Source organism: Paenibacillus sp. FSL H7-689 (genome assembly GCF_000517905.1).
Taxonomy (GTDB): Bacteria; Bacillota; Bacilli; order Paenibacillales; family Paenibacillaceae; genus Paenibacillus; species Paenibacillus amylolyticus.
Genome location: NZ_ASPU01000066.1, coordinates 313,201 through 325,376 on the forward strand (window position 1 = coordinate 313,201; position 12,176 = coordinate 325,376).

At 45.7% G+C, this 12,176-nt stretch carries 8 protein-coding genes; 6 read left to right on the forward strand and 2 right to left on the reverse strand.

Annotation, left to right across the window (positions count from 1 at the left end):
• Positions 1–122: 122 nt before the first annotated feature.
• The 3 genes from C170_RS29625 to C170_RS29635 all read left to right on the forward strand — a co-directional run bounded on the left by C170_RS29625 (position 123) and on the right by C170_RS29635 (position 4,356).
• Positions 123–1,166: a pectate lyase family protein gene (locus tag C170_RS29625; RefSeq protein WP_036617386.1), complete on the forward strand. Its 1,044-nt coding sequence runs from the start codon at positions 123–125 to the stop codon at positions 1,164–1,166.
• A 301-nt stretch (positions 1,167–1,467) separates the two neighbouring features.
• Positions 1,468–2,946, forward strand: a complete 1,479-nt coding sequence (locus C170_RS29630; protein ID WP_036617389.1) for a methyl-accepting chemotaxis protein — start codon at positions 1,468–1,470, stop codon at positions 2,944–2,946.
• A gap of 186 nt (positions 2,947–3,132) precedes the next feature.
• Positions 3,133–4,356, forward strand: a complete 1,224-nt coding sequence (locus C170_RS29635) for a GNAT family N-acetyltransferase (protein WP_081746085.1) — start codon at positions 3,133–3,135, stop codon at positions 4,354–4,356.
• A 125-nt stretch (positions 4,357–4,481) separates the two neighbouring features.
• Here the strand turns inward: C170_RS29635 and C170_RS29640 are convergent, their stop codons facing one another.
• Positions 4,482–4,847 carry a VOC family protein gene (locus tag C170_RS29640; protein WP_036617391.1) on the reverse strand — a complete coding sequence of 122 codons (366 nt, stop codon included), beginning with the start codon at positions 4,845–4,847 and terminating at the stop codon, positions 4,482–4,484.
• Positions 4,848–5,012: 165 nt separating this feature from the next.
• Positions 5,013–6,665 carry an alkaline phosphatase gene (locus C170_RS29645; protein ID WP_036617394.1) on the reverse strand — a complete coding sequence of 551 codons (1,653 nt, stop codon included), beginning with the start codon at positions 6,663–6,665 and terminating at the stop codon, positions 5,013–5,015.
• Positions 6,666–6,893: 228 nt separating this feature from the next.
• On the opposite strand from C170_RS29645, the gene C170_RS29650 reads away from it, so the two are divergent.
• The 3 genes from C170_RS29650 (at position 6,894) to C170_RS29660 (ending at position 12,136) form a co-directional block, all read left to right on the forward strand.
• The gene (locus C170_RS29650; protein ID WP_036617397.1) at positions 6,894–8,807 is read left to right on the forward strand and encodes an AraC family transcriptional regulator; all 1,914 of its coding nucleotides are present in this window, start codon (positions 6,894–6,896) and stop codon (positions 8,805–8,807) included.
• Between the two features lie 726 nt (positions 8,808–9,533).
• Entirely contained in the window at positions 9,534–11,777 is a 2,244-nt protein-coding gene (locus C170_RS29655; protein WP_036617400.1) for a carboxylesterase/lipase family protein, read from the forward strand.
• 146 nt (positions 11,778–11,923) lie between these two features.
• Positions 11,924–12,136: a hypothetical protein gene (locus C170_RS29660; protein WP_036617403.1), complete on the forward strand. Its 213-nt coding sequence runs from the start codon at positions 11,924–11,926 to the stop codon at positions 12,134–12,136.
• The last annotated feature ends 40 nt before the right edge of the window (positions 12,137–12,176 follow it).

Here is a 12,176-nt window from a genome sequence, read left to right on the forward strand (position 1 = left end):
GATCTGCTGTTGCATAAAAGTGATAATTGTTGTCTTTTTGCAATTTTTGTATTGTCACAGCCAAAGTTACACGATATAATCGAGTTGTCTTTGAGGATAATATTATAAAGGATGGTGAAATTTTGAAGAAATTTTCGATGCTTTTACTCGCTGTAACTCTATTGTTGTTAACTGTCTCCACAGCCCCGTCTACATATGGTGCGGCCAGTTATCCAAACACAGGTACGAACGGGTTGACTGGTTTTGCAGGCAGTGCCAAGAATGAAAATGGTGTATCCAAGTCGGCTACGACAGGTGGCAAGAACGGTCAGGTGGTTTACGTTAGTAATCTCAATGATTTGAGAACACATATGGCGGGCTCTACAGCTAAGATTGTCGTCGTTGAACAGAATATTTCTTCCTCCACGCTGCAAAAGGTTGAATTCGGAGCGAACAAGACACTTGTAGGTTCCTTTGGCAAACATACATTAACGAATATTCATTTCAGATCCACAAGCAGTTCAAGCAATGTGATCTTTCAGAATCTGACTTTTGAACACGCTTCCAATATTAATGCCAATGATGATATCCAGATGTATATCACTTCAGGCTCCAATTACTGGATTGATCATGTGACGTTTGCTGGTCACAGCTACAGCTCTGGTGGTAGTGATTTGGACAAACTTCTGTATATTGGTGATCGCGCCGATTATATTACGATTAGCAATTCCAAATTTGCTAACCATAAGTATGGCGTTATCCTCGGTCATCCGAATGATGGTAACAGCAGTTACAATGGGGTACCTCATGTGACAATGTCCAACAATTACTTCGAAAACTTATATGTACGTGGTCCTGGACTTTTAAGATATGGTTACTTCCATCTCAAAAACAACTATGCAAATAACTTTAACCAGGCCATCACAATTGGTGAAAAAGCACGGATTTATTCCGAAAACAACTACTTTGGTGCTGGCGCTGAAAAGGGTGGCATCCTGGATGACAAGGGAAAAGGTGAGTTTACGGATACGGGAAGTACACCAGCGCTTAATAGTCCGACTTCTCCTAAAACGAACTGGAGACCAAGCTCCAATTACAGTTATCAGGTAGAAAGTGCCAGCTACGCGCGTGAGTTCGTCACCAAGTATGCAGGCTCCTCTAATACGACACTTGTATTCGGAAAGTAATAGTTGCTGCACATCCTTTCACGACCCAAAGGCCTGTCTTGTGCGCCATAACGCATGAGACAGACCTTTTTTATTTGTAAAATGATATGCTTACATATCATTTTATATTTCATATTCATTTTAAATGTTGAATACCGATATACATAAAGTAGCGCTGGTTTCATACTTATGAAGTTAATATGTACTATGCTAAGGCGCTGCGTATTTGCGATTTGCACATAAGCAGGACCAAAGACTACTAGATGTAGTACAGAAAGGCCCTACAACTCACATTTAACCTACTTAAAAGGACGGGGTATACATGGATCGTATGGACGAAATTATTTGGAAAAGGAACAAATTAATCGGTATCATTTTGTGGATTATTATTGCCATTGGTATGGGGCTGGCCTTTACGATGCCGAAGTTACTTGTGTCCAATGGAGTAGCTCTAGTCTTTGTAGTTTGGATTACATACGCTAATGCGAAAAAGAAACATATTCATCTCATTCCATGGCTGATTACTGTATTACTTACAATATGTGGAGTCTATGTCGGTTGGGGAACGGTCAATTTTGCCTTAAGTTTGGTTATAACGGCAGTTCTACTGTTATTTCCTAACAAGAAATTTTTTGTGGTTGGATTTTCGGTATTACTAGTCAACAGTGTTCTTCAGTTATTTGTTATGAATACCGTTGACTCTGTTGAGCTAATAGGTAATATCGTTAATGTGGGACTATTCGCTCTCACGGGGGCCATTCTGATGCTGGTCTCACAGCTGAATCAAAGGCTCTTCCATGAAAGTGAAGTGCGCCAGAATGAGGTGGAGCACTCTAAACAAAGAGTGGAAACCATGCTGGAGCGTGTGAAGGAATCGGTCGAAGGTTTATCACGTTATACAGATCAATTGAAGGAAAAAGTGAATGCGACTGGCTCCATCACCAATGAGGTGACGCTTGGGTTCAGTGAGGTTGCAAAAGGTGTTGAGTTCCAGGCGACCAGTGTAGCCGAGATCTCGGAATCCTTATCTGTGTCGGATCAGCATATCAAGGACGTTGCGTCCTATTCCCAGCAGATGAAAGAGTTGTCCGCAAGTATGGCAACGAGCACGCAAACTGGAAGCACACAGATGGACCAGCTAAACATCCAGATGCAAGATCTATATGAAACGATCAATACAACTGCAAATGACATGCGAAAGTTCAACGAGGAAAGTGAATCCATGACGCTTATGCTGAACAGCATAGCGGATATTGCGAGTCAGACCAACCTTCTCGCGCTTAATGCAGCCATTGAAGCCGCTCGTGCGGGTGAGCATGGACGCGGGTTTGCTGTTGTATCAGAGGAAGTTCGCAAGTTGGCAGAGAACTCGGGTCAGTCCGCAAGTGATATCGGAACCATCCTGTCTCGATTAAAAGGACAGACGCAGGCACTGACAGATCGATTCGAACGTATTCGTCTATCGTTACAACAAGGAAGAGATAGCGTCCATACAGCAGAGGAAGTATTCCGTACGATCAACAGCAACTCTCAGCATGTGTTGAATCAAGCGACAGATATCGAGACTAGTTCGGCTACAATGAAGGAATCTTCCACCAGAGTTGTGAATGAAGTTTCCGAGATTTCGAGTGTAACGGAGCAATCCAGTTCAGCGACAGAAGAGATTCTGGCGAGCATGGAAGAACAACGTAACCTGACACAGAAGATGGTAGAGAGCTTTGGAGAATTGGAGCAACTGATTGTAGACCTGAATGAGTTAGTCTCGGATCATCAGGTTTCTTCCGTTGAGAACAAAAATTAATAATTAATAGTTGAGAGCCTGTCGGTGCGTATTTAGCGTACTGGACGGGCTTTTTTTTCATCTTCCAAACAGCTTGATGCCGACATTTTTTTCCTATACAGTGTGTTGTATAGAGTATGAAGAGAGTAGAACTAACAATGTAAATGGTAGTTAAAAGAAGATGTTACCTCATGGGGGAGTAAAAGGTTGAAGAATAAAGGAATGAAAGACAGCTCGGCCTACGATGACCGTACATATGAAGTTAGGAATGATAATCGAACTGCACGCGTGCAGCTGTATGATCAGCAATCGTTCGAAGGCATGGACTGGCCCGATACGGAGGATGGAAGATATGCCAGAGCCTATCTGGAACCTATGATGCTGGACGGGACCCGAAGCTTTATGTCCAACGTGGAAACGACATTGTTGCTCGCCCGGATTGATGATCTCGTTATTCCGTTGACGGTGAATGATACAGAGTATGATAATGCTTACGTTTGTTCGCCATATACGCATTATGTGAGTTACGCCAAGCAAGAATTGACCATGTTGCAGAAGCCTGTGTTGGAAAAAGGTCTTTCTGTGCTGCTCAGTCTAATAGGTTGGGGAATGAAGCAATCGCAAATCAACAAAGTTGTGCATGTGAACAACTGGTTGTTGTCCACCAATCTGTATCCAGCCATGTCCGGTGAACAAGCAGAATGTTTGCTTACAGCGGTACAAGAGCGATACCCTGAACATGTCATTGTGTTTCGCTCTTTGTGCCCTGGACTTCATCCCGATCTGACGGTGAGGCTAACGGAAGTGGGGTGTCGACTAATTCCGAGCCGACAAATCTACCTGTACCATGCGCATGATCCGAATTTTGGCAACTCGAAGTCACGTTGGCTGTTGAAGCGGGATTACGAATTATTGGGCAAGCATGGATACGAATTCGTTTCCGAATTAGATATGACGGATGCAGATATTCCGCGAATTGTGGAATTGTACAAGCTGTTATACCTTGAAAAGTACTCCTATCACAATCCGCAATTCACTGAGCGGTTCATTGCTGCTGCGTTGGCATCAGGAACACTCAGACTCTATGGACTGCGGAAGGAAGGGTGCCTGGACGCGGTGATGGGTTATTTCTGCCGAAATGGAATCATGACAACGCCGTTGTTTGGTTACGACACAGCGGTGCCCCAATCCGTCGGACTATACCGCATGTTATCAGCTTGTCTGATCGGACAGGCTCGCGAAAACGGGCATCTGTTACATGAGAGCGCCGGGGCTGCGCAGTTCAAACGCAATCGCGGTGCTGTGGCGGATTTTGAATATTCCGCTGTGTATGAGCGCCATCTTCCGTGGAGCAGACGCTGGTGCTGGCTGCTGCTTGATCGGTTGTTGAATCGCGTAGGCGTGCCGCTGATGCGCCGCATGAAGTTGTAAACAGACAAAAAACGTGCTTGCGCTGCCCGATGTAGGTGTGAGCTTGCATCTGATTTGACTGCACACTTGCACACACAACTGATCATCCTGATACGTACACTTAGTGCTTAGTTACACTCGCCTAATTAGACATGCTCTGAGAGTTGCACCTCGAAGCCATCTGGATCTGTAATGTAAATAAACCGCAGATGCGGATTGGGCTGGATGGGGCCACGCACGATCGGAATATTCAGCTCTGCCAGTCTTTCCATGGCTTCATCCAGCGAGTTCACCTCATAACCGATCGACACGCCAGCCTCTGGTTTAAGAATGGATTCACTGCCCTCAATCAGTTCCAGCTTGGCTTCATTCTCCATGCCGAGCATTGCAATCTGCCGTCCACGGCTTTCGAATCTGCGCTGAATTGGAAGTCCAAGCATGTCGTGGTAGAACCCGAGTGAAGCTTCCAAATTACTGACCCTCAGCGTGATCCAGTTTAATTTGATCAACATGGGTGAATCTCTCCTTTTTCTTGCATGGTATGTATTTTTGTTACGTTCATTATACGATAGGTGTTAGCAGGAACCTACTCCTTATCAGTAAACAATAAAATAGCTGCCGAAATATTCGGCAGCCAGATGGTGTAATCTCCTTGTGGTTCCAGTAGTTCTAACGAATTATTGAATCAGATCAACGGCCGTCTGGGGTACAAATGCCTCTACACCGTTATACACAATGACACCCTCCAAAGTTGTCTTTTTGCCGTTCACCAGTGCAATATTTTTGTAGATTTGCAGTTCCAGTTTGGTGTTGCCTTTTGTAACGAGGATCTTCGGATTTTTGGCGTCCGTCAGGTCCAGTTTGTACGTCGCGCCTTTGGCCGTAAATGCTTGTTTGGCAGGTACAAACAATTGTTTGCTCACGCTGTCGAGATCCAGATCCAGTACACGTGCCATATACTTTGCTACATCCGTGTTGTCGATTACACCGAATGGACGGTCATTGTTCGGAGCATACGTGTACAGCACAACATCTCCACCTGTATGACCACCGGTTGTCCAGCCAATCCCTGCACGTTTGCTGATCATTGGACCGATTGCATAGTTAAGACTGCCTGGCTCGGCCGCTTTAATGGTGGCAATCTCTTCGGAAGTCAGGTCGGTAATGCCATAGTATTGTTTCATCACTGCTTTGATGTTTGTACGCTTGGCATTCAGCTTCGCTTCAACGCCCTCGCCTGTCAGTTTGGCCTTTTTCAAAGGTCCGATAAATGTGGATAACGGCTCTTTATCGTATGTGCCGCTAGTTGCGTTGTTACCAATGGTGAGTCCACCATTACCATGGTCCGTAACAGCCACAACGGCAGTCTCTCCATCGGCTTTGGCAAAATCCATGGCTACCTTTACGGCATCATCAAAAGCCAGCACGTCACTGATAATGCCAATCGGATCATTGGCGTGAGCTGCCCAGTCCACTTTACTGCCTTCGACCATCAGGAAAAAGCCGTCTTTGTCTTTGGACAGAACTTCAATGGCTTTGGATGTCATCTCGGCAAGGCTTGGCTGTTTTGCAAGATCACGGTCCATATTATAAGCCATGCCCGCTGGCGCGAACATACCCCATAGCTTGTTCGAATCGGATGCTTTCATTGCAGCTGGTGTAGTGACGTAATCGTAACCCAGTGCCTTGATGGACGAAATCAGATTCTCACCGTCTTTACGTCCGGCTGGCTCAAGATATTTGCTACCTCCACCCAACACAACATCCATGCCATTATAGACTTGCTGTTTGCTGAGTGCATCATAGTTTTTACGGTCCGGATAGTGAGAGGAGAAATCCGCTGGTGTGGCGTGCATAATCTCGGATGTAGCGACAATGCCAGTTGCTTTACCCGCCAGTTTGGATGCTTCCAGTACGGAAGCAACAGGTTTTCTTTCGTCTCCAGGAGCAATCGCCTTTTGCCCTGGCATCGTAGCCTTGTCCGGCAGTACACCAACAAATCCGGTATGAGATTTATAACCTGTTGCAAAAGCGGTTCCGGCAGGAGCTGAGTCGGCAATCGGCGCATCGGCGGAGTGAGTCCGAACCATGCCGCTTGCCATGGAGTCCAGTGTCAGGGACGAGCCCTTATACCAACGAGCCAGAGCGGTAGCATCGTTAGCCATACCGTCAGGAATCAGAATAATCACATTTTTAATCGGTGATGCAGATGTCGTTGAGGTGGTATCTTCCACAGCCCACGCTGCACTGCTTCCTCCGAGTGTAGCCGTAACAATTGTTGTCACCGCGAGCATCATTTTGGCTGCACGGACATTAAACCGGTTTAACATGAATGCATCCTCCTAGAATATATGTATAGTTGGTATCCCAAACCAAGTGTATACAACAATTGCTAAACTAACGTATGAAATGGGTTAACTATATGTAAAATTTACGATTAGTGAAGGATGCTGGAATTCAGGTGAACTGGACAAAATGAGGACCACTCTTGTATGTTAAGGAGAAAATCGGGCTAGGGAATGCCCCTCGTCTAATGATCGGCTTTGAGGTGGTTTGTAATGAAAGAATGGTCAGAAGCCATTAAGTGGTGGAATAAAAATCAGGTGAAGCTCATGGACATTCGTCATCTGGTCTTGAAGCCGGGACAGGCAATTAAGCCGTATGTTTTGCCAGCCCATGCTTTTTTGCTGATGGTCAGAGGAGAAGCCATTGTTCATTTGGGTAAAGAAAAGCTCAGGTCCAACCAGACGCAGGTTCTGCATGTTGGCAAAGGCACAACTATACATATCCATTGTCTGGATCTCCCCTTGGAATATTATCTTATTTTATATAAACCCCAGCCAAGCTCCACTGGTACCGACCCGTCGAGAGTAGAAAACGTACAACAAGAGTATGAATTTTCCCCGCAGCAGTATTATTTTGCAGCAACATATCCGCTGTTGCTAATTCCCATAATGGAGAGAATGCATGAATGCTGGGCAAGCAGCGAAGAATTGGACAGGTTGCAGGTTACAGGACTGTTGTATCAGTTTGTATACGAACAGTTTCGTCAATGGAAGCAGGCGAGTGATCAGATAGCTGATCCTCCAGAATTAGCCGAGCAGATTGCAGCATACATTCAGGAGCACTACGCACATCCCGTGTCCATGGAGGATATGGCGGCCCAATTTCATTACAGCAGTCATTATCTGGCACGGGTATTCAAGCGAAAATTCGGTTGCAGTCCGATGGAATACGTCATCCAAACCCGGATGAACCAAGCCAAAGTATTGCTAACAGAGACAGAGGCTCAGATTCGTGATGTGGCTGAGAGCGTTGGATATAAAGATTTGTACTACTTTAGCCGAATCTTCAAACGAATGATGGGAGAAACTCCTGCTCAATATAAAATGCACAGTCATCTGTTTAAAGGTTCAAATCGTACTAATAAGAAGTCTGAATCGTTCATTGCTGGAGAACTCACACAACGCTATATTGATAATAACGATAATCATTATCAATACAACACTTGGAGCGTGAATGACTTGAATGTTCGTTTTAAGCCTACTTTGGCGGTCAGTTTATTATTTAGTTTATCCCTGCTATTAGCAGCTTGCGGGGGAGGAGCTGATCCACAGTCAACAGCAAATGAAGATGCTTCACTGCCTGCAACCAAAATGTATACCGACGCATCGGGGAGAACGGTTGAGATTCCAGCCCAATCAGCCAAACCGGTTGTGATCACATATGGGGGGTATTTGCTGCCACTCGGAATGAAGCCGGCGGGTGCCAACAAGGAAACACTGGATCTGTACCCGGAAGAGATGGCTAATGTACCGGATATCGGATCAGGAACGGGGAACGTAGAAGTGGTCTCGGATCTAGAGCCAGATCTGATCATCGTACCTGATTATACAAGCACGGAAGTGATCGGCACCTATGAGAAAATTGCGCCTACGATTACGGTAGCCTGGGGCGGTGACCCAGATGTCATCAACACCCTGAGAACGATGGGTGAGATTATGGATAAAAAAGAGGAAGCAGAGCGATGGATTGCTACTTTCGAAAGTAAATTGAATGGGATCCGGGATGAACTGAACATCAATATTGAACCGGGAACAACGGCCATGTCCTTCGTTATCTACAATAAGGAGGTATTACTTGGGGGAGAAGGCGGCACATTGGGCAAGTTGATATACCAGGATTTCGGATTTGTTATGCCTGAACAGTACAAAGCCTATGCAGATGGTGGAACCGTGCTCTCATTGGAGAAGCTGGCGGATAAACCTGCAGACTACTTCTTCACTCAGATGGACGATGAAGAGATGGAGCAGATGATGGAGCTATTCAATGAGCCGGTGTATCAGAGTATTCCTGCGATCAAAAATCATCGGATCATTAATGTTTCTCGCAACTATTGGAATTATGGACCTTATCTGGTCGACAAGGGGCTGGATAGCCTGATTGAGCAAGTGAGCAAGCTACAGGAATAAAAAAACATTTCATTCTACAAATTTGACGCAAATCACGTTATATCAGAGCAGGTTCATAGGTGGATGCGCCTATGGCCTGTTTTGTTATGTCGGCGGTTCTGTATGATTAAAGCTTACAACCTCTGGGCACAGCGACCGCCATGCTCAATATATATGGGCTTCTGGCTGGGCAGATACCCGAAGCAATGTAGGTTCCGATTCGATATGATATGGAACTTGCAGAGCTTGTTTTTAATGTTACCCATTCAGAGAGATATATTGACGATTAAAAAAAGATATTGCGAACGCTTACATTATGTGCTAACATCACCATAACAACAGGATTGTAACCGTGTTCAGGGCAATACCTGTGTCAGTTCATTCGTTGGTTGTTTGTTCATCAAACGATTGATTGCGTTTACATTTTCATATGGAATGAACCTCATTCCTCAGGGTTGTTACTGATTGCAGGCAAAACCTGAATTGAGGGCAGTAGACCACGCTAAAGCGATGTCTGTTTGCCTTCGGTTCAGGTTTTTTTATATAAAAAAATGCCTGATGGCATGACCGCAAGCGCCGTAGCAGATATTTCGAGCAGAAAGGAGCGCAGCAGATTTAATTTTTTCATAAATTTAGATATAGACTCATCCAGACATTGGAATACTGATTCTTAGATACGCATCTCAAATGGACATTCCAATGAACTTATCCCATCACACACTATTCGACAGCGAGGAGATTTATGACATGAAAACCATTAAACGTTCGATTGCAGTGGCAACAATTCTGGGGTTATGTGTATCCGCTCTACCAGCTTATGCAGCAGGCAATACAGGACCTACTTCTTCTGCAGCGATGGACAAGCTGATCCAATCCGAGCTTATTCGCGGCAGCGGTCAAGGTGTTAATGCAGCTTATCTGAACAAAAAGGCTACACGCATTCAGGCCGCAGTACTTTACTTGCGTTTGTCCGGATTGGAGAAAGAAGCACTCGCTTATCAGGGATCGGAAACGTATGACGATGCGGCTCAGGCAGGAAAAGTATTACAACCGGTCGTTGGTTACTTGAAGCAGCATCCATATGTGTCTGAGATCGTAACAGGAACGGAGAAGTTTGAACCTAATGCACCCCTTACAGCGGAAGGTTATGCCGAGATGCTGCTGAAGGTGCTTGGATATGAAGCAGGTACGGATTATGAGCAGGGATCTGCTTCCACCTATGCGGCTGGTAAAGGAATCAAGGCGCTTCAAGGGAAGGGAGCGAGTCAACTTACCAACCGCCTGATGGCAGAGGCAACCGCACAGGCTTTGCAGATACAGCTCAAGAATGGCAGTGGAACTTTGGAACAGAACTGGTTGAAACATAAAGAAGCTGGAGCGTTCCAACCTCAAACGGTGCAACAGACCAAGTATGGCGCGATTGATGGCAAAACCTATGAGCAATATGGCACGCTCGGCTGGCTTGGTGTTCCTTACGCGAAACCGCCAGTAGGTGAACTGCGCTGGAAAGCCCCGCAAGAACCGGAATCATGGACAGGAACCAGATCGGCTAAGGAATTTGCAGCGAACAGCTTGCAGATCTCCGGCAAGACTACAGCGGGAAGCGAAGATTCGTTGTATCTTAATATCTGGCGTCCCGACACAACCAGTTCGAAACTTCCGGTTATGGTGTTCCTGCACGGCGGCGGGAATATGACCGGATCAGGTAAAGATTTTCAAGGTGAACAGCTTGCACGGAGCACCAACAGCATTATCATCTCAGTGAATTACCGTTTGGGAGCCCTTGGATTCTTCGAGAATGCAGCACTGAAAACAGGGAATGCCCTGGATGACTCAGGTAACTATGGTCTGCTTGACGCATTCCGTGCATTGGAGTGGGTGCAGGATAATATCGAAGGATTTGGCGGAGATACAGGCAATGTTACATTAGCCGGACAATCTGCTGGTGCACGTGATGTTCTGGCAACTCTGATCTCGCCACTTAGCAAAGGACTGTATCAAAAAGCAGTTGCTTTCAGTGGAGGATTGACGACAGCATCACCGGAAGAAGGCGAGCAAAAATCCGAGGATGTGCTTGTGAAGCTACTCGTGCAAGAGGGGAAAGCGGCTAATGCAGAAGAAGCAAAAGCATGGATTGGCAAGCAATCTCAGGCACAGCTGGAGAGTTACCTGCGTGCACTGCCTGCGGACAAGTTGGTCACAGCGTTTGGTGCAACGGCAATCCGTATGGACCCATTCCCGCATCTGTTCCGTGATGGCACAGTGATTCCAAAAGAAGGATTTGACGCCATCAATAATGGCAGTTATAAAAAAGTACCTGTATTGCTCGGCAGCCTGGAAACGGAGTTCTCTGGTTTTGCCTTCGGTGATCCAAACTTCTCTCCATCCATCACGGATGAGACTCTGTTTACTGATAAAACCAAGGCGGAACAATATGCTGCTGCGTTGAAATACGGTAGCGAAGCTTATGCAGGCTTTAATGCAGAGCGTGTAGCGGAGCAATTGACCAGTGAAGCAGGTCAGCCACCGGTATATGCGTATCGTTTTGCATGGGGCACACAACCTGGGGTCATCTCTGAGCGTTTGCTCACGTTACTGGGCGCACCACATGGTGCGGATATGGACTTCTATACAGGACACGCAGACGGAATTGCTGCCTATTTCCCTGATGGGTACTTTAGCGATACAAACAAACCAGGACGTGATCAGTTGTCCGCCGCGATGGCAGCTTATCTGAAGCAGTTCCTGTACACAGGCAATCCAGGTACGGGTGGATCACCTGATCTAGCGGCATGGACACCTTGGACGAAAGATGCTCAAGCCCCAATCATGCGTCTGGATGCAAGCAATACAACGGCAGAAATTGGCATGTCCACACAATATAATCAAGGCAAAGACGCCGTTATGGCAAAGATGAAAAAAGAATTGCCTGAAGAAACGTATAAACTGTTGACGGAAAAAGTGTTCGCAGGCCGTTTCTTCTGGGAATAAGGATCACCGGATAGGAAGGTATATATAGATATAATGTAAGCCAAGGGAGCATGCTCTCTTGGCTTTTTGTACTGTTCGTTATACTTAAATATGGTATTGTTGTAAATATAAATTAATAGGATATGGGAAAGGGGAAAACGTACATTATGGATGGAGTTAGTAATTTTGGTATTGCAGGTATTATAACGCTATTAATTTTCTTTATTATGATTGGTCTTGTATTATATCTGGTTTTCTATCTTGGGATGAAGAGGTCTGGCGTCAAAGAGGAAGTATCCGCATTAAGGATGGAAGTACGAGTGTTACAAGAGGAAGTAGAGCGGAACAGGCGGGAATTGGAAAATATGAAGCGTCGATAACCTTTGCAGCATTATATGTGGGTACGTGGAATAGCGCGTA

What these genes read in the sequence shown, in the direction of transcription:
- C170_RS29640 (WP_036617391.1), bottom strand. Translation starts at nt 4,847, where the DNA reads ATGTTGATCAAATTAAACTGGATCACGCTGAGGGTCAGTAATTTGGAA.
- C170_RS29650 (WP_036617397.1), top strand. Translation starts at nt 6,894, where the DNA reads ATGAAAGAATGGTCAGAAGCCATTAAGTGGTGGAATAAAAATCAGGTG.
- C170_RS29660 (WP_036617403.1), top strand. Translation starts at nt 11,924, where the DNA reads ATGGATGGAGTTAGTAATTTTGGTATTGCAGGTATTATAACGCTATTA.
- C170_RS29645 (WP_036617394.1), bottom strand. Translation starts at nt 6,665, where the DNA reads ATGTTAAACCGGTTTAATGTCCGTGCAGCCAAAATGATGCTCGCGGTG.
- C170_RS29655 (WP_036617400.1), top strand. Translation starts at nt 9,534, where the DNA reads ATGAAAACCATTAAACGTTCGATTGCAGTGGCAACAATTCTGGGGTTA.
- C170_RS29630 (WP_036617389.1), top strand. Translation starts at nt 1,468, where the DNA reads ATGGATCGTATGGACGAAATTATTTGGAAAAGGAACAAATTAATCGGT.